The 26464-nt window shown below is 36.6% G+C and carries 29 protein-coding genes, 1 pseudogene and 1 riboswitch; of the genes and pseudogenes, 11 read left to right on the top strand and 19 right to left on the bottom strand.

What is annotated here, in order from left to right:
• Positions 1-33: 33 nt before the first annotated feature.
• From AB1280_RS21590 to AB1280_RS21570, 5 genes are all read right to left on the bottom strand, one after another.
• Positions 34-798: a 2-phosphosulfolactate phosphatase gene (locus AB1280_RS21590; protein ID WP_429756949.1), complete on the bottom strand. Its 765-nt coding sequence runs from the start codon at positions 796-798 to the stop codon at positions 34-36.
• Between the two features lie 293 nt (positions 799-1091).
• Positions 1092-1745: a potassium channel family protein gene (locus AB1280_RS21585; RefSeq protein WP_272188634.1), complete on the bottom strand. Its 654-nt coding sequence runs from the start codon at positions 1743-1745 to the stop codon at positions 1092-1094.
• A gap of 33 nt (positions 1746-1778) precedes the next feature.
• Positions 1779-3116, bottom strand: coding sequence for a TrkH family potassium uptake protein (locus AB1280_RS21580; RefSeq protein ID WP_429756948.1), 1338 nt, complete (start codon positions 3114-3116; stop codon positions 1779-1781).
• 52 nt (positions 3117-3168) lie between these two features.
• On the bottom strand, positions 3169-4449 hold the full coding sequence (locus AB1280_RS21575; RefSeq protein ID WP_429756947.1) for an SLC13 family permease: 1281 nt from the start codon (positions 4447-4449) through the stop codon (positions 3169-3171).
• Positions 4450-4553: 104 nt separating this feature from the next.
• Positions 4554-5528 (bottom strand): phosphotransferase enzyme family protein, encoded by a 975-nt coding sequence (locus AB1280_RS21570; RefSeq protein ID WP_429756946.1) that lies wholly within the window; start codon positions 5526-5528, stop codon positions 4554-4556.
• Positions 5529-5937: 409 nt separating this feature from the next.
• Here AB1280_RS21570 and AB1280_RS21565 point away from each other — a divergent pair, with 409 nt between their 5' ends.
• The 3 genes from AB1280_RS21565 to AB1280_RS21555 are packed head-to-tail and all read left to right on the top strand — an operon-like array spanning position 5938 to position 8514.
• Positions 5938-6939 (top strand): ABC transporter substrate-binding protein, encoded by a 1002-nt coding sequence (locus AB1280_RS21565; RefSeq protein ID WP_429756945.1) that lies wholly within the window; start codon positions 5938-5940, stop codon positions 6937-6939.
• 11 nt (positions 6940-6950) lie between these two features.
• Positions 6951-7715, top strand: a complete 765-nt coding sequence (locus AB1280_RS21560) for an ABC transporter ATP-binding protein (RefSeq protein WP_429756944.1) — start codon at positions 6951-6953, stop codon at positions 7713-7715.
• Positions 7708-8514, top strand: coding sequence for an ABC transporter permease (locus tag AB1280_RS21555; RefSeq protein WP_429756943.1), 807 nt, complete (start codon positions 7708-7710; stop codon positions 8512-8514). Before AB1280_RS21560 ends, AB1280_RS21555 begins: the two co-directional genes overlap by 8 nt.
• Before the next feature lie 22 nt (positions 8515-8536).
• Here AB1280_RS21555 and AB1280_RS21550 read toward each other — a convergent pair whose 3' ends face one another.
• The gene (locus AB1280_RS21550) at positions 8537-8935 is read right to left on the bottom strand and encodes an RDD family protein (RefSeq protein WP_429756942.1); all 399 of its coding nucleotides are present in this window, start codon (positions 8933-8935) and stop codon (positions 8537-8539) included.
• Between the two features lie 194 nt (positions 8936-9129).
• On the bottom strand, positions 9130-10215 hold the full coding sequence (locus AB1280_RS21545) for a recombinase family protein (protein ID WP_429756941.1): 1086 nt from the start codon (positions 10213-10215) through the stop codon (positions 9130-9132).
• A 578-nt stretch (positions 10216-10793) separates the two neighbouring features.
• Here AB1280_RS21545 and AB1280_RS21540 point away from each other — a divergent pair.
• Together AB1280_RS21540 and AB1280_RS21535 are read left to right on the top strand one after the other, a co-directional pair.
• Positions 10794-12326 (top strand): acyl-CoA thioester hydrolase/BAAT C-terminal domain-containing protein, encoded by a 1533-nt coding sequence (locus AB1280_RS21540; RefSeq protein WP_429756940.1) that lies wholly within the window; start codon positions 10794-10796, stop codon positions 12324-12326.
• A 150-nt stretch (positions 12327-12476) separates the two neighbouring features.
• Positions 12477-12716 (top strand): annotated as a pseudogene (locus tag AB1280_RS21535) (IS4 family transposase); the annotation flags it as partial.
• A 94-nt stretch (positions 12717-12810) separates the two neighbouring features.
• Here the strand turns inward: AB1280_RS21535 and ytkD are convergent.
• Together ytkD and AB1280_RS21525 are read right to left on the bottom strand one after the other, a co-directional pair.
• Entirely contained in the window at positions 12811-13290 is a 480-nt protein-coding gene (gene ytkD / locus AB1280_RS21530) for an RNA deprotection pyrophosphohydrolase (RefSeq protein WP_272188645.1), read from the bottom strand.
• Positions 13291-13371: 81 nt separating this feature from the next.
• Entirely contained in the window at positions 13372-13686 is a 315-nt protein-coding gene (locus AB1280_RS21525; protein ID WP_035436259.1) for a hypothetical protein, read from the bottom strand.
• Between the two features lie 322 nt (positions 13687-14008).
• Between AB1280_RS21525 and AB1280_RS21520 the strand changes: the two genes are divergently transcribed.
• Positions 14009-14242 carry a DUF3953 domain-containing protein gene (locus AB1280_RS21520; protein WP_429756939.1) on the top strand — a complete coding sequence of 78 codons (234 nt, stop codon included), beginning with the start codon at positions 14009-14011 and terminating at the stop codon, positions 14240-14242.
• 313 nt (positions 14243-14555) lie between these two features.
• Here AB1280_RS21520 and luxS read toward each other — a convergent pair whose 3' ends face one another.
• Positions 14556-15029, bottom strand: a complete 474-nt coding sequence (gene luxS, locus AB1280_RS21515) for an S-ribosylhomocysteine lyase LuxS (RefSeq protein WP_429756938.1) — start codon at positions 15027-15029, stop codon at positions 14556-14558.
• A 129-nt stretch (positions 15030-15158) separates the two neighbouring features.
• On the opposite strand from luxS, the gene yidD reads away from it, so the two are divergent.
• Positions 15159-15389 (top strand): membrane protein insertion efficiency factor YidD, encoded by a 231-nt coding sequence (gene yidD, locus AB1280_RS21510; RefSeq protein WP_429756937.1) that lies wholly within the window; start codon positions 15159-15161, stop codon positions 15387-15389.
• On the opposite strand, the gene AB1280_RS21505 is transcribed toward yidD, so the two are convergent.
• On the bottom strand, positions 15386-15949 hold the full coding sequence (locus AB1280_RS21505) for a beta-class carbonic anhydrase (RefSeq protein ID WP_272188651.1): 564 nt from the start codon (positions 15947-15949) through the stop codon (positions 15386-15388). The two genes, yidD and AB1280_RS21505, sit on opposite strands and share 4 nt — an antisense overlap.
• 219 nt (positions 15950-16168) lie before the next feature.
• On the opposite strand from AB1280_RS21505, the gene AB1280_RS21500 reads away from it, so the two are divergent.
• The 3 genes from AB1280_RS21500 (at position 16169) to AB1280_RS21490 (ending at position 19674) form a co-directional block, all read left to right on the top strand.
• Complete coding sequence (locus AB1280_RS21500) at positions 16169-17515, top strand: cytochrome ubiquinol oxidase subunit I (protein ID WP_272188652.1); 1347 nt, start codon at positions 16169-16171, stop codon at positions 17513-17515.
• Positions 17505-18533: a cytochrome d ubiquinol oxidase subunit II gene (gene cydB / locus AB1280_RS21495; RefSeq protein WP_429756936.1), complete on the top strand. Its 1029-nt coding sequence runs from the start codon at positions 17505-17507 to the stop codon at positions 18531-18533. Before AB1280_RS21500 ends, cydB begins: the two co-directional genes overlap by 11 nt.
• 109 nt (positions 18534-18642) lie before the next feature.
• Positions 18643-19674 carry an ElyC/SanA/YdcF family protein gene (locus tag AB1280_RS21490; RefSeq protein WP_429756935.1) on the top strand — a complete coding sequence of 344 codons (1032 nt, stop codon included), beginning with the start codon at positions 18643-18645 and terminating at the stop codon, positions 19672-19674.
• Positions 19675-19725: 51 nt separating this feature from the next.
• Here AB1280_RS21490 and AB1280_RS21485 read toward each other — a convergent pair whose 3' ends face one another.
• The 7 genes from AB1280_RS21485 to AB1280_RS21455 form a co-directional block, all read right to left on the bottom strand.
• Entirely contained in the window at positions 19726-20535 is an 810-nt protein-coding gene (locus AB1280_RS21485) for a DUF4247 domain-containing protein (protein ID WP_272188654.1), read from the bottom strand.
• A gap of 12 nt (positions 20536-20547) precedes the next feature.
• The gene (locus tag AB1280_RS21480) at positions 20548-21054 is read right to left on the bottom strand and encodes a DUF4178 domain-containing protein (RefSeq protein ID WP_272188655.1); all 507 of its coding nucleotides are present in this window, start codon (positions 21052-21054) and stop codon (positions 20548-20550) included.
• 22 nt (positions 21055-21076) lie between these two features.
• The gene (locus tag AB1280_RS21475) at positions 21077-21481 is read right to left on the bottom strand and encodes a DUF350 domain-containing protein (RefSeq protein WP_272188656.1); all 405 of its coding nucleotides are present in this window, start codon (positions 21479-21481) and stop codon (positions 21077-21079) included.
• Between the two features lie 81 nt (positions 21482-21562).
• On the bottom strand, positions 21563-22228 hold the full coding sequence (locus AB1280_RS21470) for a PspA/IM30 family protein (protein ID WP_272188657.1): 666 nt from the start codon (positions 22226-22228) through the stop codon (positions 21563-21565).
• Between the two features lie 231 nt (positions 22229-22459).
• Positions 22460-22627, bottom strand: coding sequence for a FeoB-associated Cys-rich membrane protein (locus tag AB1280_RS21465; RefSeq protein ID WP_272188658.1), 168 nt, complete (start codon positions 22625-22627; stop codon positions 22460-22462).
• Between the two features lie 16 nt (positions 22628-22643).
• On the bottom strand, positions 22644-24632 hold the full coding sequence (gene feoB / locus AB1280_RS21460) for a ferrous iron transport protein B (protein ID WP_429756934.1): 1989 nt from the start codon (positions 24630-24632) through the stop codon (positions 22644-22646).
• On the bottom strand, positions 24629-24856 hold the full coding sequence (locus tag AB1280_RS21455) for a FeoA family protein (RefSeq protein ID WP_272188661.1): 228 nt from the start codon (positions 24854-24856) through the stop codon (positions 24629-24631). The genes feoB and AB1280_RS21455 overlap by 4 nt, the downstream gene beginning before the upstream one ends.
• A gap of 332 nt (positions 24857-25188) precedes the next feature.
• A riboswitch (TPP riboswitch) is annotated at positions 25189-25290 on the top strand.
• Between the two features lie 86 nt (positions 25291-25376).
• On the opposite strand from AB1280_RS21455, the gene thiT reads away from it, so the two are divergent.
• Entirely contained in the window at positions 25377-25976 is a 600-nt protein-coding gene (gene thiT / locus AB1280_RS21450; RefSeq protein ID WP_272188662.1) for an energy-coupled thiamine transporter ThiT, read from the top strand.
• 40 nt (positions 25977-26016) lie between these two features.
• Here the strand turns inward: thiT and AB1280_RS21445 are convergent, their stop codons facing one another.
• Entirely contained in the window at positions 26017-26340 is a 324-nt protein-coding gene (locus tag AB1280_RS21445; RefSeq protein WP_429756933.1) for a hypothetical protein, read from the bottom strand.
• Positions 26341-26464 lie beyond the last annotated feature (124 nt).

Below are 26464 nucleotides of genomic sequence, written 5' to 3'. Positions count from 1 at the left end.
ATGTAACTATGCAGCAGATTCCTAAAGAAGATCTTATTTCAAGAAATTCACAAAGCGACCATTCTGAAAAACCGGCACTACTTGCAGCACATCTACAGCTGCACTATACGTTACATCTTCCGCAAATCCACGCTCTCGTAACTCCCTACCGCTTCCGCAATCCCAAATGAATTCATTAAGATTGGACTTTGCATACTGAAAAGCGCCCATACATAATTGTGCTTCTACTGATTTACTCCCTTGTAATTTTTCTATGATTACACCTGCGCCTAAGTAGTCTTCTATCGCTGGTCTTAAATCATTTTCATCTTCTTTTGGATCTTCCCAATGTTCACCGCAAGGAACAATTGTTATATTTGCGCCTGTTTGTTTTTGGATATGATTCGCTGCCTCTGCAATTGCCGAAGCGTTAAGTAAACAGCCAATTAAAAGAGCCGGAACTTTCGAAGCAATCCACGTACAAGCTGCACCGTTTAACGAACATAAAACAAATCTTTTCCCAAAATCAGCAGCGCTAAATGTTACTGGGGATAACGAATGTCTCCCTGCCTTCGCCGCTTCTGCCCTACTTAATATAAGCTCTGCACCCAATTGATTCGCATACACTTTTGCTTCTTCATTCAATGGCGGCGGATATGGAAAAATTTCAGTGCCTACATGTAAGGCGCTGGCCACTGCTGAAGAAAAGCTAAGAACATCTACAATAATGGTAATATCACCACGCTTGGCTGCTTCTCTAGCTCCGCGCCGTCCCCACTCGATGCGGCACTGAAATGAAGATTGTGCAAACACTGACATAGAATAGCCCCCATTCATCATTGCTTTCACTCTCATGTTAACTACATGATTCAAAAAGAAATAGACTGTTTTTCAAAATTTTGATACCATGTTGAATGAGGTCTGTATAAAAAAGCGATGTAATAGCTTACATATGTAGTGAGCTATTACATCGCTTTTTTCTTGATTTCTTCTTTTGTTTTAAACATTGCATGTGGCAGAAAAAGCCCCTGACCGTTTCTATGCACGGCCAGATGCTCTCGTTCCTCCTAAAAAGAAAGGTATTTAAGTTACATCCCTTTCAAACTTACTTCTTATTCAAAATCTGCAAAACGATGCAAATTTATCTTTTCTCCAATCATCACTAAACCATCCCCTTCTTGCACAACTTCATCTGGAGAAGGAGAAATATTGATTCTCCCCTTACTTTTAATCGCAATGACATTTAAATTTAATTTTGCTCGAATATCCAATTCTTTCAGACTTTTTCCTGACATGCTAGGAGGCACTTTAATTTCTTCAATATTGTAATCTTTAGCGAGTTCAATGAAATTAAGAACATTTGGTAACATAAGCTGATGTGCTACACGCTCACCCATATCCCACTCAGGAAATACGACCCAATCCGCGCCTACCTTCTCTAACACTTGTCCGTGTCTTTTATTTAGCGCCTTGACCACAACCTTGTTTACCCCTAATTCTTTTAGTACCAACACTGTTAAAATACTTGCTTGAATATCATTTCCAATTGCGACAATGACTGTGTCAATATTTCGAATACCGATTGCTTTTAATACCTCTTCATCTGTCGCATCAGCGATAACAGCATGGGTAGCCGCATCCTCAAGTTCATTTACACGTTTTTCATTGCTATCTATTGCTAACACTTCATGTCCTGCTTCTACTAATGTGTTTACAATACTTGAACCAAACCTTCCGAGTCCAATGACTGCGTATTGCTTTCTCATATTTCTATCGCTCCTCTAAGGATGAATGAACATCTAACCAATCATAATTTTTCCTTTCGGATAACTGAACGGATCTGCATTTCTTCGTAGTGTAACGGCAAAAGCGATAGTCAATGGTCCTACCCTTCCTGCAAACATCGTTAAAGTAATGATAATTTTTCCAAGAGGAGATAATTCAGGGGTCAGTCCCATAGAGAGCCCTACCGTTCCAAAAGCAGATGTTGCTTCAAAGAGAATCATTAAAAAGTCCTTCCCTGGTTCTGTTATTGTTAGCAACATGGCAGCTATTATAACGATGAAAAGACCAGCTAACATAACGGTAAGTGATTTATAAATTGTATCGTATGCAATTCTTTTTCGAAAAAAGATTACATCTTCTTTTCCTTTTATTTGTGACCATACTGCACCTAAAAGAGTTGCAAATGTAGTTGTTTTAATTCCTCCACCCGTAGATCCAGGAGATGCCCCGATGTACATGAGAATAATAATAATAAAAAGGGTTGAATGATGTAAATCTGGAATATTGAGTGTATTTGCCCCAGCTGTTCTTGGGGTGACAGCTTGAAATAAAGAAGCTAAAAATTTTCCAAATGCAGATAACGGTTGTAACGTTTTGGGATTATGAAATTCCAATAAGAAAATGAGAACTGTTCCCACCACTACTAACAAAGAACTTGTAAACAGAACTACCTTCGTATGCAAGGAAAGGCGTTTAATCCGTTTATATTCATATACTTCATTCATAATGATAAATCCAATACCGCCTAGTGTAATTAATGCACAGACGACCAATGTAACAATTGGATCTTCTACATACGCAGTCAAGCTTTTAAACTCTCCCATTATATCGAATCCTGCGTTATTAAAATTGGAAACAGCATGGAATATGCCGTAATACACTGCTTTGGAAAGAGGCATATCAAACGCAAAGCGAATCGCTAATAAAGCGGCACCGATGAATTCAATTACAACTGTAAAAATAAGAATTCTTTTTGCTAAACGAACAATGCCCGCAATGGATAAATTGTTCAATGCCTCTTGTAATAACAGCCTTTCTTTCAGAGAAATCCTTTTTCCTAACAAAACGGAAAAAAAGATCGCAAATGTCATAAATCCTAAACCGCCTACTTGAATAAGAAACAAGATAACGAGTTGGCCGAACAACGTGAAAGTTGTTCCCGTATCCACTACGACAAGTCCTGTTACACATGTAGCAGATGTAGCTGTAAACAATGCATTTAAGAAAGGAAGACCTTGACCATCTGTTGTTGCAACTGGAAGCGTTAAAAGAAGCGCGCCGATGAAAATAATGAGAGCGAATCCTACTACTAATGTTTTCGGAGGATCCATATAAATCCGTTTGTTCTTCATAGTTGTTTCTCCTATACATTTTTTTGAGGAAAACTTTTCTTCTCTTCTTTCTTCACATTAAATACCGAACATATATGTAAATCGTTGATAAGATAATGGAGATTATCATCACTGGGAATCCAACTATTAAATATTTCATAAAGGAGATATGGTGTCCTTGCTTTGCGGCTAGTCCAGCTACTACTAAATTGGCGCTGGCTCCGATTAGCGTTCCGTTACCACCTAAACAGGCTCCTAGTGATAAACTCCACCATAATGGTTCTAAATTTGTGATTCCAATTGACCCCATTTCTTTTATCATGGGAATCATTGTCGCTACAAATGGAATATTGTCAACAAAAGCAGAGACAATCGCACTCATCCATAAAATTAAGAGCGTTGTCATTTTTACCTCTCCCCCGGTTAGAGCCATCGCTTTTTTAGCCACCATTGCGATAAGCCCTGTTTCCACCAATCCACCAACTATAACGAATAAGCCGATAAAGAAGAAAAGAATGGTCCATTCTACCTTTTCTAATGTTCGATCTAAATATCTATCTCCTGTCATCAGCAGTAAAAGAAAGGCCCCAAACAAGGCAATTGTAGCTGTTTCAATATGGATAAATTGATGCAGAAAAAAACCGCCAATTGTCACTACAATAACAAAGACACACTTTTTCAATAGCTTTACATCTTTAATCTCGTTTCTTTCATCCTTGTTCAGTAATTCGTTTATTAACTCAGGTGTTGTTTTGAGTTTTTTTCTATAAATGAGCGTAAATATAACAAGAGACACTAATAAAATAATAAAGCTAATCAATGATAAATTATTAATGAATGCAAGAAATGTTAGTTCTTTTACAGCACTACCAATCATAATATTAGGCGGATCTCCAATCATAGTAGCAGTGCCACCAATATTCGAAGCGAAAATTTGAGTGATTAAATAAGGAGTAGGATTTACTTTCAGTTGTGATGTGATACTTAATGTAACTGGAACGATGAGTAAAACTGTCGTGACATTGTCTAAAAAGGCGGATGCGATGGCAGTAATCAGTCCGAGCACAAAAAGAAGTCGGATTGGATTTCCTTTCACCTTTTTCGCAGCCCGTATCGCAATGTAGCCAAATACACCTGTCTGCGCAGTAATTGATACAATAATCATCATCCCAACCAACAAACCGATTGTATTAAAATCAATATGATGAATAGCTGTTTTTTGATCGATGACCCCGAAGACCACCATTAAGATTCCACCTAACATTGCAATAAGTGTACGGTGGAGTTTTTCTGAAATAATCCCAGCGTATGTAATCAAGAAAATCCCTAGTGCTATAATCGACTTCGTTTCCACGTGTATCCTCCATAATCTTTTTATGTACTTTATTGTAACGATTGCTGTATTTTTTTATGCACAAAAAGAACCCTGTTATTAAACAGGGTTTAAAAAAGGAGTTCTTAGGCAAACGTCAAAAAGTCTACATTCGTATACGGAATTTCATGTTCAATCCGGTGCTGTAAATCTTGCAGTGTATACGCTTGCCAATCTTCTAAATTTTTTGCATCCCACACGTTATGAAACAGCGTAAATAAAAAGACTTCGCGCAGTTTTAGAAAAAGCGGAACTTGCCTTAGTATCTCTTTATTCATTAAATGTTCTTTGTTGTATCCCTCGATGAAATACTTCATGAATTCTTGCGGAAACGATACATGTTCTGGCCTTACTGATAATCCTTGCCACACTGCATGGTAAAATGACGCAGCAATATCTTGAGCAAACCAGTTAAACGAACAATCATCAAAATCAAAAATTGTTAATGTGTTGTCTTGAACAAAAAAGTTTCCCTGATGAAGGTCATTATGAACGAGCCCGTATGTATCTTGCTCCTTAGACAGTTCTTGAACTTCGCTAATCATGTTTTCATAGCTTGCGGCTAACGTTGTACTGATCGATTTAAAAAAGTTCATAGATTTTATATCGCACTTCCAAACGGGTCTCTCGTACGATTCATAATTGCTAACATTTTGTTTCGCGATCGCATGCATCCTCCCAATTGTTTGCCCCCAATTTTGAAATAGCTTCCTATTCCATTCTCTTTCATCCGCCACATTCACAAACTGACCAGGTACCTTTATAAATGAAGTAAGAAAAAATGACTCTTCTTCTCTATCTATTTGTTCAACCTCATTCCCAAAACAAGAAGCAACCGGCAAGGAAACATTCACGCCGCCTGCTTGTAAGCTACGTATAAAATCCAGTTCACTTTGGATTTGTTTGACACTTCTACGAGAGTTTGAAGTTATTCGTAAAATCCGGCTTTCTCCTTCATATGTATACTCGTATACTTCATTTTGAAACCCACTAGAGAGTTTCTTACAGCTTTCTTCTTTTCCTCTAAAATATTGCATTGCTTGTTTTACTTTCGTATTCATGTTACATACCTCGTCTCTATTAACAAAATGACACTTCCATTTTCATACCGAAAAAAGCCAAAATTCCCACAGGAAACACACGATAAAAACGAATGAATAATCACTGAAATCTAATTTTGGTCCCTTCTTCACTTGCATCTCTAACAACGTATGAACCAAATTTCCTTCCTTATACTTATGAATGCTTTTTATTGCATACCTATAAAATAGAAATTGTAGTACTGTGAAACCAGTGGCCAATATGAAAAAGAAAAAAAGAAAATTAATCATAGAAATCCTCCTTATTTCTTTGTTAGCTACCTCTTATCTTTCACTTCTTCCCTACTCAAAAAATTCCTCCTATGTCCACTCACATATAGGCATTTACCTACATACATTAAAGTAAATGTATTTTGGGAGGTGTCATGCATTGCGAAAAATTCTAGCGTGTTTTTTAATTGTTTTTCTTACTGCCTTTACATTTGTTGCGTGTAATAAAAAAGAAGAAAATGCAAAGGTACAGAAAGTACGCGTTGGTGAAGTGACACATTCATTATTTTACGCTCCGTTATATGTTGCAATGGAAAAAGGATTTTTTAAAGATGAAGAACTAGAAGTTGATCTGCAAACAACTGCTGGTGGCGATAAAACGATGACAGCTTTATTATCAAATGGCATCGATATTGCGCTTGTCGGTTCAGAAACATCTATTTATGTTTATGCGCAAGGAGCAAAAAATCCAGCAATTAACTTTGCCCAATTAACACAAACAGATGGAACATTTCTCGTTTCTCGCAAAAAACTTAATTCTTTTAACTGGAATGATGTGAAAGGCACAACTTTTCTCGGTCAGCGTAAAGGCGGGATGCCGCAAATGGTTGGCGAATACGTACTGAAAAAACATGGAATTGATCCGCACAAAGATACAAATTTAATTCAAAATATCGAATTTGCGAATATCGCGAATTCCTTTGCATCTGGTACCGGTGATTTCGTGCAGCTCTTTGAACCGACTGCTAGCATTTTCGAGAAAGAAGGAAAAGGTTATATCGTTGCTTCATTCGGCGTTGAATCCGGAACTGTTCCGTATACAACCTTTATGGCGAAAGAAAGCTTCTTAAAGAAAGATAAGGCAACCGCAGAGAAATTTACACGTGCTATTTATAAAGCGCAGCAATGGGTCGATACACATAGCGCAGAAGAAATTGCCAAAGCTGTTGAACCGCGCTTTAAAGATACACCAAAAGATATTATGGTAAAAGTTATCGATCGCTATAAACAACAACATTCGTACGCAACAAATCCATTGTTAGACGAGGCAGAGTGGAAACAACTACAAACCATTATGAAAGACGCTGGCGAATTACCGAAAGAAGTGCAACATAAAGAGTTAGTGAACACATCCATTGCGGAAAGTGTCATTAAGAAATAGAGGCGAGTCTCATGAACTTCCTAGAGCTTTCCAACGTATCTCATTGCTTCTTCTCAAAAGACAATGCCAGCCTTGTCTTATCGAATATTTCTTTAACAATCGAAGAAGGAGAATTTATTTCCTTCCTTGGCCCAAGCGGCTGCGGCAAAACAACATTACTTTCTATCATTTCAGGTTTACTACAATCCATTGAAGGAACCGTCTTTCTTGATGGCGAACGCATCACAAAACCAACGTCTTCCATCGGTTATATGCTTCAGCAAGATTACTTGTTTCCATGGAAAACGATTGAAGATAATATTTCCGTCGGCTTATACATTACAAAAACATACACATCTAAAACGAAGCAACATGCTTTGCATTTGTTAGAACAAGTTGGTTTGCAAGGTGTTGAGAAGCAATACCCGCGTGAATTATCAGGCGGAATGCGCCAGCGCGCTGCTCTCGTTCGGACACTGGTCACAAATCCGAAAATATTATTACTAGATGAACCATTCTCTGCCCTTGATTATCAAACAAAACTAAAATTAGAAGAACTCGTTTTTTCTATTTTAAAAGAATATAAGAAAACATCACTTCTCGTTACACATGACATTGAAGAGGCCATTGCGATGAGCGATCGTATATACTTATTGCAAGCAAAACCAGGCCGCATCGCGAAAGTATTTTCAGTCCCAGAAACCATTCGCTCCCTCTCGCCGTTTGAAGCACGTCAGCACCATGATTTCCCTTCATTCTTCCAGTTAATATGGAAGGAGTTGGAACAACTTGAATAATATAAAAGAATTTCATCAAAGTTTTCAAAAGCGTGAAAAAGAGCGGACATTTGCTGTTCGAATCTTGCAGCTGCTGCTGCTCATACTCTTTTTCGCATTATGGGAAATCGCTAGCCGAAACGAGTGGATTGATCCATTATTATTTAGCTCACCGTCTAGCATCTTTCATTTGCTCGTCACAAAATGGCAAGATCATTCCCTTTGGCCACACATATATACAACACTCCTTGAAACGTGTCTTGGCTTTATCCTTGGTACACTTCTCGGTACGTGCATCGCAACCTTTTTATGGTGGAGCCCATTCATTGCTCGTGTACTCGACCCGTACCTTGTCGTCTTAAACGCAATGCCAAAAGTAGCGCTTGGCCCCATTATTATCGTCATCTTCGGGCCTAATATTTCATCGGCAGTAGCGATGGGTGTCATCATTTCCATCATCGTTACAATCCTCGTCATTTATAGCGCTTTTCAAGAAGTAGACGCCAATTATGTAAAGGTCATGCAAACTTTTGGCGCAAATAAATGGCAATGTTATAAACAAGTCATTTTACCAGCATCGTTCCCAGCGATTATTTCCACATTAAAAGTAAATGTCGGTCTCTCTTGGGTTGGGGTCATTTTCGGTGAACTGCTCATTTCAAAAGAAGGACTCGGCTATTTAATTAGCTACGGCTTTCAAGTCTTTAACTTTACACTTGTCTTGCTGAGCGTGCTTCTCACATGTATTCTTGCCACGCTTATGTATGTGCTTGTTGCAGCATTTGAAAAGTTCATTACGCGGACGAAAAAAGCAACCTAACACAATGTAGGTTGCTTTCTTATTAATCACGAATAACTTGCGTTCCTGCAATAAAATCGTGAATAGAACGTTTATCTTTTCGCAGTGCTACCATAAACGCACTTACAATAAAACCAATTCCAAACATAAAACCATATATAATTCCACTTAATAAGTAACGTTTTACTGTAGTCCAAATCGTAATATTCTGTCCATCCACACGTACAATTCGAATGTTCACTGCTTTCTTACCTACTGTAAACCCAAACCATACAATAGGAACGATTAAGTAGTATAGCGTTTGGAAAATACCTACTATACTTTCTGACATCTCAATGGACATACCAAACAATATAAAAATAACAAAAAGCGGAATCACTACTAATCCATCGATAAAATTGGCACCAACACGCCTCCAAAACCCCGCTAACTCTTCATTCATATCATCTTCTCCATTCTATTATGTATTCATTTTCGATGTATTTATAGATTCTCTCCTCTCGTTAAAACAAAGAAGCTCGCATCTTCTCCATAAATCACATCTAAAATCCCATTTAGATTATAACAAATTTCGAGTTAATTCGACATTTTTTTCACGTATTATTCCTCGGATTGCAAGATTCATATTTTTTCATTCTACGCTTCTTCCACTTCCTCCGAAATTTGCTGTAATCCCGCCAGCACTTCCGCTCGCATCTTTACAAGCTCTGGAAATTGATAAAAGAAAGCAATCTTTTGATACTTTACTTCTCTTGACTCTTTCACTTTGTTAGAATCTTGTAAAATGAATGCTGTAAATGTATCGGCGATATCTTCTGCGACGTTCGTTGTTCCATATTCAGAAACGAATTTGTCTTCATGTTCTTTAAAAAACTGCATTTGCGCTTCTACATTTGTCTCTACTTTCTTCTCTTTCCATTCACCTTCAAGTGGTTTCCAAAACTGTTCATAAAATTGATTCACATACGACTTTTTCTTTGTACAGCCTTCTGTTAAAAACAGTGTCGTACATTTTGATTCATATGCGGAGATATCTTTTTCTTCCGTAACAGCTTTTACATACTTTTTATCTACAGGAATTTGCGTTTTATTTAGCGTTAAAACGTGAGCCGTTTCATGAATTAACGTTTTCATCACTTCGTTTATATTAACGTTGGAATCTAATGCATCTAAACTTAATACCCAGTCTTCAGGATTGTTTTCATTTTGCATCACATGAGCAACGATGTTATCATATCCATCCGATACAATATCAAACTCTTTTATATTCTCTCTATATTTTGCTGGTATTAACACACTGTACATATCCCATAATGCTTCGTGATAATCTGTTTCTTCATGAAATGCACTAATTTCTTCTCTAACTTCTTTATCATCAGCAAAGACTTTCTGTAATCTTTTTTTATCTAGCTTTTCAAAATATGGATCTACTAATTCATTATTATCAATATAATAAGAGGCTAAAAAGAAGTAACGTTCGTCATCTCCTCTTTGTTCTTCATAAGCTGCTAATTCTTCCTTACTTTCTACTTCCGTATGTGTTTCTAATTCAGAGATTCCTTGCATGTTTTTATTAATTTTACTAAGGAATACATCCCCCGTTTTTAAACACTCTTCTTTTGTTTTACATACTTCTTTTGCCACATTCTTTGCTTTACTACAGCTACTAACCAAGCAAATAAATATGAGCAAAAATAAAAAATGAATATAGTTTTTCCTCATAACATCCTCCTTGCATTCTATTATGTCATTGAAATCATAATCAATTTTGGCAAAAGATACAATAATACGCTTTAGTCAGTTGGTTAAAAAGTTCCCTTTTTTATAAAGTGAAACTTCCATCAGTGGGGGTTTTCTTCATCCCCCACTGATGGTTAGTTGAACCAATCGGGCTTTTACGGGCAGTTATCCCCCACCTATCTTCTTCGCTTTTCTCTGAATCTTGAGGTAGGGGTCTTACTGCCCGTTAATGCGGGATAAATACTTTTTCAGTTCAAACAAAGTATGAAATCAAAAATAACATTTCTACTGGAATTTTATTTTATATCCACCATATGATACTGGTTTACCTTTGGTCAGTTATATGTGATTCAGCGCGGCCCTTCCATTCCACTCAAAAAATCCAGTCATAAAAAAAGAGGGAGAAGGCATTTTTTATTGAAGTTTGTTTATAATGGCTTTTTAACTTATTAGGGGGATCGTAAAGTAGATTATGAATCTCTTTGATAATTTTTATTTTCCTTATAGTACTTGGCATGTTGTATTAAAAAATTTTAATTTTGAAAGGAGAATCAATAAATATGAGCACGAAAAAACGAATAGGGAATAAGTTATTACTTGTCAGTGCAATTTGTGCGATAACTATTCCTTCTGTTTCTTATGCGGAGGAAGTAATTTCACCTAAAAATTTCGCGAGTTCTTCAAGTTTATATGAGGGACGGAATACAGATGTATTGAAAACAAGTTTATATCCCGGTACATATAATAATCCGTTCAACCACCAATTTATTTCGACATTACAGGAAACAAACACAAATATAAAAAAAATAGACAATACTGATAATGAAAATCCTGTTATATCTACTACCCTTACATTTATCCGCTATATGCATACTGAAAATTATAAATCTGCATTTGATTTAACTTCTCGATCATTACAGAAAATAATCTCCGAAAAATGGCTGAAGAGCTATTGGAAGGGACTCCCGGTGCAATTACAAGCAGGTTCTTTTATAGGAATTGGAGAGGTAACACAAAAAGAGACAAATTCCGTTCATACAAACGTAGAGATTAAATTAGTTTTTGAACAATTTACTGTACCTTTACTAATTAAACTAGATCCATCTGGAAAAATAGATGATTTTCAGCTTAGCATGTCATTTAGTCCTGTTGCAGAGCGTCCACCATATAGTAAGCCTGAATCATTTGTTGATAAAGAAGTAGTAGTTGGAAGTGGTGCGTTTCCATTACCAGGAACATTGTCTGTTCCAAAGGGAAAGGGGCCTTTCCCAGCGGTTATTCTTGTTCAAGGATCTGGAGCAACCGATCAGGATGAAACAGCGTTTGCTTTAAAACCATTTCGCGATTTAGCTGAAGGTCTTGCCTCGAAAAGAATTGCTGTCCTTCGCTATAATAAACGAACTTATGAACATGGATTGAAAACACAACTTAGTCCTTTTTATACAGTTGATAAAGAGACAACAGATGATGCACTTCTTGCAACTCGTTTTCTTCAGAATGAACCTATGATAAATAAGAATCAAATTTATATCCTTGGTCATAGTCAAGGTGGAATGATGCTTCCGAAAATGATTGAAAAAGACCAAAATCAAAATATTGCTGGGGCAATTGTGATGGGAGGACCAGCCCGTACAATCCAAGATGTTGTTTTAGATCAATTTGAGTATCTTTTTTCTATTGGAGCAATGAAACCTGAAGAATATAAATTTTACAAATCGCAATTTGAATTATTAAATGATCCCAATTTCTCTAGTCAGAATCCTCCAAAAGATTTTTATTTAGGATCACCAGTATTTTGGGATTCTATCCGTAAAATTAAAGCAGCAGAAATGTCAAAAGAACAAAAGACACCGCTTCTTATTATTCAAGGAGAAAGAGACTATCAAGTTCAATCAAAAATCGAAATTCCTCTTTGGAAAGAACAATTAAAAGAGCGACATAACGTTGATTATCGACTATATCCAAAGTTAAATCACTTCTTTACAGAAGGAAATGGGGAATTAAGTAAACCGAATGAATATTATAGTCCTGCTAATATCCCTGAGTATGTTATAAATGATATTGCTGCTTGGGTGCAAGGAAGATCGAAATAAAGTGAAACTTCCATCAGTGGGGGTTTTCTTCATCCCCCACCTATCTTCTTCGCTTTTCTCTGAATCTTGAGGTGGAGGTCTTACTGCCCGTTAATGCGGGATAAAATTAGCAACCAGATTTTTTAATAACAATTTTCTGTATTTAAGATAGAATCATTTTTTCGTATTCATTACTGTAATTCTGTAAATTTAGAACGACTAGAATGTCATTTATATGGACAATTAATTAGTATCCCTCTTTGTTCCTCCACCATGTTTCAAATGTGCCAATTACTCCTCATCAAGAAGAAAAGAGAATTAAGTGAATATAAAGCAATTTATATCATAAAAGATTATTTTTTACTTATTTATCAATCTTTACAAAAAAACACCGAGGACTTAACAAAGATATTTAAAAATCAAAACAAAGCTATATAGACACTGTAGTTGTTTATCACGTATTAACAGACCTAATTTTGTATAAATAAAAAAGAAATCGGTTGCTCTACTTCGTAAAACAGCCGATTTCTTCTATATGTCGCATCGTGCGCGCAAGTACGTCATCGCGCATAATGAAACTGAAGCGTCTATTTACTTTAATGTCCTCTGGAATATGTGTCAATAATACAGATCCCTTCGTTTCTTCATAGTGCGTATGTTGTTCTAAGGCACTAATTGTTGCAAAATAAATGTTTTTAATGATTATTTTATCTTTTCCGGATACTTTATATTGGCCAATATACGTTAAGCTTGATACAATACCACCCGTTTCTTCATGAACTTCACGAGCTGCCGCTTCTTCTGGTGTTTCTCCCTCTTCTACCTTTCCACCTGGAAATTCAAGACCACGACGCAAATGATGGGTTAATAACCATTGATCTCCGTACCGGCATACAACCCACACATGCTTTGGCTCAGGAGAAAATGGGTAACGTTCAAACGATAATTGTACAGTGTTATGATAGTAATCTTTAAATGTGTACATGCCCTACTCCCCTATTGATGGTTACAAATTTCTTACCATAAATTGTAGCACATTCTGACTAGTATGACTAATCTTATCCTATCATAACCCGTCGATAATACCCATTTGTGCAATTAACTCTTTCGCCTCATTGTCACCAAGCTCATAAATCATTCGATATGCTTTTTGCAATTGCTCATCATACCGATCATTATTGGAATCATGATGATATTCTACAAACGGCACATGCGAACGCACAAATGTCCCAAGATCTTCACGATACGCGTTATCAAAGTACTCTCGCAGCCTCAGAATTTCTTCATCCGTCGCTTCAATGGTAAAACTATATGTATTGGCTGTTTTCACTTGTGAAATTTCGCCATTTGCAACTGAAATATAGTATGTTTTCTTATCCATAGAACGTCCCTTCTTTCACCTACTTTACTTTCTATTGTTTTCGTTTTTTACAAAAATATGTAAAAATATAGTTAGTTTAATGATAAAATAAACACAAGGTTATAAATCTTAATATTCCGAACAAAATACTCGTAATAAAGTGAAACTTCCATCAGTGGGGGTTTTCTTCATCCCCACCTATCTTCTTCGCTTTTCTCTGAATCTTGAGGTGGGAGTCTTACTGCCCGTTAATGCGGGATAAATCTTTTGTGGATTCAACTATAAAAAACGGCGCTATTACTCGGTACCGTTTTACAAGGATTTAGTTAAGGAGGATACGAATATGCTCAAAATATTACGTATTACTTTTTCCATCATCACGCTACTTTTAGGAGTATTTGGATTTTTTACAGATAACAATCTATTCATTTTACCTTATATGCTCATCTCTTTAGGACTCATGTGTGTCATTTCAAGTATTGCAGAATTCAAAAAACAACAAACATCTACTGGGATTTTACTGTTTCTTACTGGTGCCTTTGCGATATATGTTCCGCTCTCGCAATTCTTTCACTAAAAACTACCACAAAAAATGATAAGGAGTGCTATCATACTAAAAATACTTCGCATTCCATGCAACGCTTGTACTTTTGTACTCATCTACCACAGCCATCTCTTAAATCATCCGCTTATTGTTTTTTAAATATACCAAAACAGCCTCGATAAGTAAAAATGTATGAGGATATTTCCCTCTTACTTCTGACCATTTCATTACAATCGTCTCCTTTTCTTCTTATTAGTGTAGCACACTTATTTCACCTCAATGAAATTGGCTTTTTCCTTATTTCTAAATAAAAAAGCTGCCTTTCCCAGGCAGCTTTCCAAACATATTATCCAAACACTTTCTCAAGTTCGTCTTTCTCTTGGCTTAACCAGAAATTCATTAAGCGTTTCGCGCCTTCTAAGTCATGAAGTTTCGCTTGGCCGCACTGCGTTTCGTTTGCCGCAGGAATTTCTGTAATTTGCACCGCGTCTTGCAATGTTAACTCTAATAAATCGATGACTTCGCGTACTGTTGGTGTACCACTTACGACAAGGTAGTATCCTGTTTGGCAGCCCATTGGCGAAATATCAATAATATCAAAGTGTGGATAACGATCGATATATTTACGTAAATTAAATGCTAATAAATGCTCTAGCGTATGAATAACATCTGGCTTCATCGCTTGTTTATTTGGTTGGCAAAAACGGATATCAAATTTATTTACAATACCGTCTTTTCCTACTTGATGAACGCCGCAATGTCTTACATAAGGCGCTTTTACAATTGTATGATCTAATTCAAAGCTTTCTACTGATGGCATATTCATCTCTCCCGCCTTTATTTATAATTCCTATATATCCAATATGATATAACGGAATTATAAATTAGTAAAGTATTATGTACAGACCATGCTATAATACTTACAGCATATGCAGGAAAGGAGACCATTATGAAACGCATTTTCATCGGTATTATTCACTTTTATCAAAAGTTTATTTCTCCAATGACACCGCCGACGTGCCGCTTCCATCCAACATGTTCTCATTACGGGCTCGAAGCGATTCAAACTCACGGTGCATTAAAAGGAAGTTGGCTTACAGTGAAACGCATTTTGAAATGCCACCCATTTCATCCAGGCGGATTCGATCCTGTCCCGGAGAAAAAACAGGAGAAGAATTAGCCTTCGTAACCATTCACAACAACATCTAACTTTCCAGTGTCCGGATGAATAACAAGTCCGTGTACAGGTACTTCTGTTGGCATAAGCGGATGGTTATGCAGTATAGACACACTGTGCTCTACGCTCTCTTCTACACTTGAAAATCCGCGTAAAAACTTCTCTAAATCGATTCCAGAATAACGAAGTGTATCTAGTTTCTCTTCTGAAATACCGCGCTCTTTCATTTTTTCAATCGTGCTGCTCGCTTGAATTTTCGCCATACCGCAATCATGGTGACCAATTACACATACTTCATCTGCACCAAGTTCATAAATCGCAACTAAAATGCTGCGCATAATACTTCCAAATGGATGCGAAATAACAGCGCCAGCTACTTTAATAATTTTCACGTCACCGTTACGCATGTTCATCGCTTTTGGCAATAGTTCAACTAGACGCGTGTCCATACATGAAATAAGCACCATTTTTTTATTTGGGTATTTTCCTGTTTCGTATTCTTCATATTTTTTACTTTCAACAAATTCCTTATTATATTGCAAAATCTCTTCTAGAGCTTTCATAGTCAATCCCCTCTTTCTTATATGTAGCTATAATGTAAGTGTACCAAAGAATAAAAAAAACAAAAAATGTATTGCTTTATCCTAAGAATATAATTTTTCAGACAACAGTCATAATTCTTCCATAATTTCCACACAGTTCTGTAACAACTACCTCGGACTTTGCTCATATTTTCACTATAAACTAAATGTAGATAATGAAAAGAGGGAGTGAGTTTTATTATGTCCGACGTTTTGTTACTGAGTCGTTTTCAATTTGCAATTACAATTTTTTATCATTTCTTATTTGTACCGTTAACACTCGGACTTGTTATTTTAGTAGCGTTCATGGAAACGCAATATGCACGTACATTAAATCCAACATACCGAAAAATGGCGAACTTCTGGGGTAAATTATTTACGATTAACTTCGTAATGGGAATCATCACCGGAATTACAATGGAATTCCAGTTCGGAACAAACTGGTCTGAATACTCCAAATATATGGGAGATATTTTTGGATCTCCGCTAGCAATCGAAGCACTTGTTGCCTTCTTCTTAGAGTCTACTTTCATGGGAATTTGGTTGTTCGGTAAAGATAAAATTTCACCAAAGTTCCGTGCTTTCTCTATGTGGATGGTCGCACTTGGAACAAATATTTCTGCACTTTGGATCATCACAGCAAACGGCTTCATGCAAAACCCAGTTGGTTATGTAGTCCGAAATGGCCGCGCTGAATTAAATGACTTTTGGGCACTAGTTACAAACCCATATGCATGGCATATATTCTTCCACACTGTGGTTGGTTGTTATATCGTTGGTGCATTCTTCGTTATGGCGATTAGTGCGTATCACTTACTACGTAAAAATGATGTTGAATTCTTTAAAAAATCATTTAAATATGGTTTAATATTCGGTTTATTTGCAGCAACTGCAACACCATTCATCGGTCATGAATCCGGTGCCTTCGCAGCAAAAATGCAACCTGCTAAAGGTGCAGCAATGGAAGCTGTTTGGGACACTGGAGAAGGAAAAGGGTTCTCAATTATTCAAATTCCTGATGTGAAAAATGAGAAAAACTTCGAAGCATTAACAATTCCAAAACTCGGCAGCTTCTTCTATACAAATTCATTTGATGGAAAAATTGTCGGTTTAAAAGATATTCCAAAAGACGAACGTCCAAACGTAAATCTTGTTTATTACAGCTTCCGTTTAATGGTTGCGCTTGGTACATTCTTTATGGCACTTACATGGTTTGGTTTCTATTTAAGCCGCAAAGGAAAACTAGAAAACTCAAAACGTTTCTTAAAAATTACAATGTGGTCTGTATTACTTCCATATGTAGCAATTAACGCAGGTTGGATTGTTGCAGAAGCGGGACGTCAGCCTTGGACAGTATACAAACTAATGCGAACAGCAGAATCCGTTTCACCAATTTCTGTACCGCAAATATGGTTCTCTTTAATTAGCTTAATCTTATTCTACACTTTACTATTAATTGCTGATGTATACCTTATGTTGAAATTTGCGAAAAAAGGACCTGAAGCTTTAGAAGATACTACAGAGGGAGGTGCATATCATGTCTCATGATACACTTGCAATTATTTGGTTCGGCTTATGGGGCGTGATTTGGACAGTTTACTTTATTCTCGATGGCTATGCACTTGGTAACGGAATGATTTTCCCATTCGTTACGAAAGATCGCCAAGAACGCAACCAAATGCAAGAAGCAATCGGACCGTTCTGGGGCGGAAATGAAGTATGGTTAATTACAGCTGGGGGGGCAACATTCGCTGCTTTCCCAATCACATATGCAAACATGTTCAGTTACTTATATACACCGTTATTCTTAGTATTACTTGCTCTATTTGCTCGTGCAGCAGGACTAGAATTCATGCATAAAGATGATTCACCAGTTTGGCAAACTGTTTGTAAATGGACATATGCCGTTGGTAGTTTCTTAATTGCCTTCTTATTCGGTGTTACATTCGCTAACCTGTACTACGGATTACAAATTGGTAAAAATGGCTATGAAGGAAATTTACTTAGCTTATTACACCCTTACGGCATTTTAGGCGGCCTATTCTTCACAGCAATATTTGTCGTATCCGGTGCGCTTTGGGTTATGATTAAAGCGACTGGTGAAGTATCAGATCGCGCTTATAAAATTGCGAAACCATTTTCAATGGCAGCAGCAATCATTCTGGCTATCTTCTACGTTGCAACTGCAAATCGTACAAACTTATTCCAGAACTTCACGGAATATCCTGTACTGTTTTTAATCCCAGCACTTGCGATGTTACTGAGTGTCATCATGATAGTAATGGTTTTCAAACGTAAAATTGGATTAGCTTTCACATTTGTTTGCTTAACAATTGCTATGTTTATGGCAACTGGTTTTGCTGGCATGTTCCCAAGAATGCTGCCATCGCGTATTAACGATGCATACAGCACAACATTATTCCAAGCAGCAGGTAGTGAATTAAACTTAAAAATTATGTTCTTTGTTGCAATGGTAATGGTACCAATCGTTATTGGCTATCAATTATGGAGCTACACAATTTTTAAAGAGAAAATTCATAAAGACTCTGCAAAAGGTTATCACTAAAATCGCGAACCATCCTCTATCCGGGGATGGTTTTTTCTATTCATTTCTTTACTCCGTGATATATAATAAAAAAGGAATTTATCAGAAAGTTGAGGTAATCACAAAAGATATGTTTTTAGAAATCATCACCTTTATTTTACTCATTATTTTTCTATTCTTTTATTTACGAGATCCAAGAAGTTTAATAATTGGATTTTTATTTAATCTGTTCTTTTGCTCATTCCTTATCCTGTTTGTTTATTTAGGTTTTAGCTCCGATAATGCGATATTTCGAATAATCGCCGCTATCCCTCTTTTCATCATTGGCTTTATGTTAACCTTTGGTATATTCGCTTTAATGATCGGACTATTTCTGAATGCAAGGATTTTAATGAGAAAAGAAGGACGACGTTTTTCAAATTGTTTAACACTATTAGCTGGATTAGGTATTTTATTCAGTATAATATTCTTAGTAGTTGAGCCAACACAATTCTTATCCCCTCATTTCGGACCAATTTTTACAGGAGTATTTTTCATTATGGTATATTTCTTTTTCCACTTATCTAACTTCTTAACAGCTTACTTTCTGTATCAATTTAATAGACCAAGACGCAATCAAGATTTCATTATCGTCCTTGGTAGTGGATTAATTAATGATAAAGTGCCACCACTTTTAGCAAGCAGAATTAATAAGGCAATTGATTTTTATTGGAAACAAGCAGCTGTTTCTTTTCCGCCTATCATTATTTTCTCTGGTGGACAAGGTCCTGATGAAAACCTTCCTGAAGCTGAGGCGATGCAAATGTACGCCGTTGAAAAAGGAATTCCTACCGAGCATACGATAAAAGAAGACCGTTCTGTTAACACGTATCAAAATATGTTATTTTCAAAACAAATTATGGATTCACGAAAAGAAGGACAATACAAAAGTATCTTTACAACGAACAACTTCCATCTTTTCCGCGCTGGATTATATGCAAAAGAAGCCGGACTTAACAGCCAAGGAATTGGCTCCAAAACCGCTTTTTATTACTGGCCAAATGCGATGATTCGAGAGTATATTGCGATTGTTGTCATGGGTCGTAAGCGCCATGTTAAGGTTGTAGGAGTTATCTTAGGATTCTCCATACTCCTTACAGCGATTAGTTTTCTATTTTCTTAACATACAAGAAAAGCGCAAGAAGCAACTAGTATGCTTCTTGCGCTTTTTTCTTTATCTTCTTTTCGTAACTTTTCCAGAACCGCCAACCTTTGTTTTAGGGGGAGACGTATTCTTCGGTGGGCCTGTTGTCGATGATTTCGGCTTCACATCTGATTCACTAGAACCACCTGGTGATTTTATAATTTTCCCTTTATTCTCCGTAGAAGGTGGAACAGATTGAGTTCCTTTTTCCGTAATATTTCCCGAATCACCTACAGATGGTTTTTGCTCTACTTTATCACTTCTTTTAATAATAGAGCCTTTACCTTGTTTCGTAATAGGCGGAGGTGTTTTCTTTTCTTCTTTTGTAGGTGGTCGCTCTTGGATAACCGGTTTATGATTTTGTCTGTCTGTATACCCGCGGTAATCGCCGTGATACGATTTACGCGAATCAAATATATCATTTAATATACTTGCCATAATATATCCTTCTAAAAAGGATGGCTGATAATTTTGACGAACAAACTCTTTATTGCTGATTTCAATTAATGTATCCGATGGCTTCTCTTTATCCTTTTGAAGGTTATAGATTTTATCAGAATACACAAGGAACATTTGATTTTCGTCTTCTTTAGACGCTTGTTTTGGTTCCTGTTCATCAATTAATTCTTTAGCAACTTGAGGAACTGATTTATTGGCAGCCCTATACACATAAGATTCTTGCTTACCGTCTTTCGCAACTGATTCTAACGGGTAACGGTCTTGAATCGACTTTTCATTTTGGCATCCCGATAAGGCAAAACCTGCAATTACAAGTAACATAACAATAGCAAGTATAGCGATGCCGAGCGATTTAATCATGGGAAACAATCGTTTTGACATGATTACGCCCCCTTACGTTGCTCTTATGATTTGTACATCAGCTGAAAGAATCAATTCTCCCTCATACATCATTGTACGTCCATCTTGCCACTCAACGCGAAGTAGCTTTCGATTATCAGATTGAAACTCCCATACGTATTGTTCATCAGATGCTGCAAATGGTGTTTTCCCCATGACAACAACACGACCGTTATATTGCTCTTCCATATGATATTCAATGTCGTCCATTTCAATTGTCGTTGGAATTTCATTGATTGAATCTAATCGTCCATCAATAGGCGCATACAATTTATAATACGTGTTCTCACGATTTTCAATTTTTAAATACCGAATGGTTCTTCCATCTCGCAACGTTAAAACAAGTTCATTTCGAGAGTGCATGCTTGTTTTTCCAATCACTTCATACATGACTAATGAAACTTCAATCATATCCCCAGGAGCTAACGTGAGTACCGTTTTCTCAGGTTTAGCAGGTTCCGGGCTTTTTATTATATTTTTAATACGTTTAAATAAACTCATTGACCGCCCCATCCTTTTCTCGTTATAGACATGCTGATAAAATAAGGGCACCGACAATATGTAACGAACCTGCCAAGACAGCATGCGCCACATATCCTTGCTTCGTCCCTTCATCTAAATCTAAATTGACTGTTTTTCGCAAAACAAGTTCAACAAACATTTCTACAAATAATAAAATTACAAAAGATACCGCTGATGCAAGTAATGCTTGCCATAGATCATTTGATTTCGAAATCGATTGCGATAAAATATATCCTTGCGCGAACAACTTCATCGCAAAGCGTGTCGTAACCGCCATATTTCCTTTTTTAATTTCTTCTAAATCTTTATATTTAGTAAAAAGTGAATCAATCCACATCAGTAGAAATAAAAGGAGAGCGCCTGCGCCTGTCCATACAAGCATGGCTAAAATATTCATCCCTGTCATTAAAAAACCACCTCTGAAAAAATAATAGAAAACCGACATGACTTCCTTCTATGACATGTCGGTTCTCTTGTCTATTCTAGATTATTTCTCATATTGCTTCATAATACGAGCTAACTCATCATCTACAGCTGAGTTTTTGTTTAAACTCGCAAATTCGTCATCTAATGATTTTTCTTTTTTATAAATTTCTCCGCTCGCTTCTGCTTCAGCTTCTAATTGAAGAGCTTTTTCTTCCATGCGGCTTAAACCTGCTTTTGCTGTATTCGCATCAAAACCAGACATTGCCTGATTAATATTCTTTTGTGCTTTTGCTGCGTTCACACGCGCTACAAGCGTTTCACGTTTATTTTTTAATTCTGTTAATTGCTTACGCATTTCTTCTAATTTCATACGAAGATTATCAGCAGCCGCTTTATTTTGCTCATAGCTTGCTTTATATTCATTCATTTTTTGTTCTGCAGTTTGCTTTTCTTCTAAAGCACGGCGTGCAAGATCAATGTTATTTGCTTGAACAGCCATATGCGCTTGTTCTTCACGTTTCTTTACAAGTGCTTCTTGCTCTTCAAACAACAATTTAAATTTTTTCTCAAGTGCAATTTGTGCTGCTACGCTTTTCTCAGCTTCTTGTACATCCTCTTGCATATCACGTAAATACTGATCCGTCATTTTAACTGGATCTTCCGCTTTTTCAATTAATGAATATACATTTGACATCGTTAAATCTCTTAATCGCTTAAATACAGACATTCTAATTCCTCCTAAGTAAATTGCTTCCTATTTCAAATTCAGTACTTGGAAAACCCAAAAATCTCCCTTTACAGTAAGAATATTCATATTTCAAACCTATGTGTACATTATATCAAAAATAAAATGCACTTACATCTTGTTTTACAAATATACAAACGATAATCTGACATTCCCGCTACAACTTGTAAAAAGTAGATAAAAAAAGCTCTGCGAAATTCGCAAAGCTTTTTTCTATTTATTCACGACTTGCTCCATATCCGGGCTGCAAATCTTTGACTGACACGATTTATTTAAGGAACATGCTGCACATTTCCCTTTTTTGCTTCGCTTTACGAAGTTCATTAGCGTATATCCTGCATATCCAAAAATGACAGCTCCAATTACAATGTTAACTATCATTATGATACATCTCCTTTTAGAATCCGAGTATGGATCCGACTTGGTATATTACTAGTGTTAATACGTATGCAACCACAAGCGGGTACACAACAGAGAAAATCGTCCACTTTAGAGATCCTGTTTCACGACGGATAACCGCAACTGTTGCTAAACATGGTACATATAATAAAATAAAGAACATGAACGAATATGCTGATAACGTTGTGAAATGCGTACCGATTACGTTTCCTAGTACATCTTCTTTCACAGAATAAATAATTGCCATTGTCGAAACAACAACTTCTTTTGCTAAAAATCCTGTTAACAGAGATGCAGCTGCTTGCCATGTTCCAAAACCAAGCGGCGCAAGAATTGGAGCGAATAATCCACCAATCATTGCTAAGAAACTATCACCCATATCTACACCAAATCCAGATGGGCCCGCATAGTTTAATAACCAAATCACAACAGAACCACCGAAGATAAATGTACCTGCTTTACGTACAAATCCTTTTCCTTTTTCCCACGTACTACGCCATAATGTTTTTACTTGCGGCACACGGTAAGGCGGAAGTTCAATAACGAAAATAGATTTCTCTTCTTTTAAAACCGTAATAGACATAATTTTTGTAACGACTAACGCTAGAATAACACCAATGAGATATAAAGAAAATACAACAACCGCTTGACTATTTGGGAAAAAGACCCCTGCAAATAATGCATATACAGGTAAACGGGCTGAACATGACATAAACGGTGTCACTAAAATCGTAAGCAACCTCTCTTTTTCCTGTTCAATTGTTCTCGCTGCCATAATGCCTGGTACATTACAACCAAAACCGATAATCATAGGAATAAACGCTTTTCCGTTTAGTCCAAAAAACTCCATCACACGATCCATAACAACGGCAATACGCGCCATATATCCAGAATCTTCTAGTAATGAAATGAAGAAGAACAATACGAAAATTTGCGGTACGAATACTAATACAGCACCCACTCCTGCAATAATTCCATCTGTAACGAGCGCTCGAATGAAATCAGACGCTCCAATATTCGTAAGCCCTGCTGTTACCCAATCTGTAAGTGGACCACCGACAAATGCATCAAATTGATCAGATAAAGGCGTTCCAATCCACGAAAACGTAACTTGAAAAATTAAAAACATGATTCCTAAAAAGATCGGTATCCCCAAAATTTTATGCGTAATTAATTTATCAATTCTTTCCGAAAAAGGAATGCTTCCTTCTTTTTCATGACGAATCACACTTGTTTTCAACTTTTCAATATACGCTGCACGTACCCCGTATATGTGCTGATCTAGCGTAACATCTAATTCTTCTTCCAATGCAGAGCGAATTGCTACAAGTTCTTTATATACATGCGACTTGGTAAGTTCTTTCTCTACCACTTCGTTATTTCCTAAAAATTGAAGCGCAAGCCATCTTGCATGATCATCATTTTCTCGCTGCAATTTCTCCATAACGCGCTGGATTCCTGTCTCTACCGCTTTACCATACGAAAGAATAAACGGTTTCTGCTCCGCCTTATCGCTTTCATGAAGAGCAGCCAATAATTCCTCACAGCCTTTTCCACTTCTTGCTATAACGGGAATCACTGTTACACCTAGCATTTCAGATAACTTCTTTACATCAATCACAATCCCGCGTTGTTTTGCCACATCAATCATATTTAAACCAATAGAAAGTGGTTTTCCAAATTCCAACAATTGTAATGTTAAATGCATATTACGTTCAAATTGTGAAGAGTCCACAATATTTAACATATGATGAAATTCTTCTGTTAATAAAAACTGCGTAACAACCCCTTCATCACGGGATACAGGATTTAAATCGTATATACCTGGTAAATCTATTAACATTCCTTGCTTATCTTTTAACTTACCAATCTTTTTTTCTACGGTTACTCCGCTCCAGTTGCCAACATATTCATAAGAACCAGTAAGCGCATTAAACAATGATGTTTTTCCCGTATTCGGATTTCCTAGCAAAGCAACCTTGTTCACGTTAATTCCACCTTTATCATTTTCGCATCACAATGACGAATAGAGATTAATTGCCCACGGCATTCTAATGTACATGGACCATTAAGCATTGCTTTTTGTTTTATACAAAGCTCGCATCCTTCAGAAAATCCAAATGAAGCTAAGCGACGTTTTAATAATTTATCAAGAGATTGTAAATCTTTCACACGTACTTTTTCATCTATACTCATATCAACTAAATTCATCAAATTATCCCCCTCAAAAGATAACGATAATTATTATCAATATCAATTATAACATGACTCTCTGAAAAAACACTATACAATATGCTGTGAATTTATTACTATTTTTTGTACAATTTCAGCTTATTTAACATAAAAATTGTTGTTATATTGAATAAGGTCTGACCCGATCTCGCTTTCTACCTTTTTTAAACCTCGCACGTGGAAAAATAAAGAACTGACTACTTCTACGCACAGCCCATCCCTCTCGCCCTTCCTAAAAAGAAAAGGTATTATATTTTCATTTGCCATTCTTATCCATTGTTATTACAATAATAGTAACAATCTAAGAATCTCGTTGTCACAGGGGGAGCCGCGTTGCTGAGAGGGAATACTTTGTTCCGACCCTTAGAACCTGTTAGTTAATGCTAACGTAGGAATTGTGCAGACGTATATACATAAGTAGTGATTTTCAATTTGTGTATTTTCATCCCCCTATGATAAGGATTCTTCTTTTGTAACTTGGATGTAGGGGGATTTTTACATGCGTAACACAAATTTACAAGCAATGATAGAGGCAGCGATTCTCGCAGCATTTGCGTTAGTTATCGACATTTTGCCGCTCTCTATTAAACTTCCAACAGGCGGTTCTATCTCATTTGCTATGATTCCAATTTTTATTGTTGCTTACCGCTGGGGATTTAAAGCGAGTTTCTTAAGTGGTCTCGTTTGGGGATTATTACAAATTGTCGCAGCAGATGCAGCTATTTTTACACCGGTACAAGCGTTTATTGAATACTTCATCGCCTTTGCCTTTATTGGCTTTGCTGGATTATTTCATGCACCAATTCAACAAGCAATCGCCAATAAACAAAAAGCAAAAGCAACTATGTATATCATTATTGCTACGTTTATCGGCAGCTTAGCTCGTTACTTTTGGCACTTCATTGCCGGCGTAATCTTCTTTGGACAATATGCACCAAAAGGACAATCAGCTGTTTTATATTCCTTTATCTATAACGGCATCACAATGATTGGTTCTTTCGCAATGTGTGCGGTTCTACTTGTCGTTCTATTTACAACAGCACCGCGCTTATTTACAAGCTCGAATGCACATCATACAAACAGAAAAAAGATTGCTTAAACAGCAATCTTTTTTTACCTCAGTATTCCAAGTTATTTTCCTAATGTGATTCTCTTTTTCTTACGATTTCGGGAGTTTGAGAATGGAGTGCGCAGCTGCTCTCAAAATTATTCTTACCGTTTTGCTTATGAATCCAAGATTTCATCTCATTCCATAAAACAACTCTATGCACATCATACCCTATGTGATATTGCTCATTTATGTTCTCTTTGTAGTTCTCATTCCATTTGTACCATACTATTTTATCGCGTGAATCTACTGGTATTTCTCGCCGATCAATGACAGTTGTACAATCCTTATTATTAGCTAACATAATTGCGTCATTCTCTAATAATAAAGCAAGAGCCTCTGAGCGCTTCTCCATTCTCTTTCTCCCTTCAGTTGTAGTACCTAACGTCTTATTTCCCTAAAATGTGTGTGCCTTACATAGATAAGTTTATTCAAAATAACGTTGCTTAACTATCGATTAACCTTACAAAGAACCTTAC

The sequence above is a fragment of the Bacillus sp. S10(2024) genome (genome assembly GCF_050473865.1).
Classification (GTDB): domain Bacteria; phylum Bacillota; class Bacilli; order Bacillales; family Bacillaceae_G; genus Bacillus_A.
This window is presented reverse-complemented; position numbering and strand designations above follow the sequence as displayed.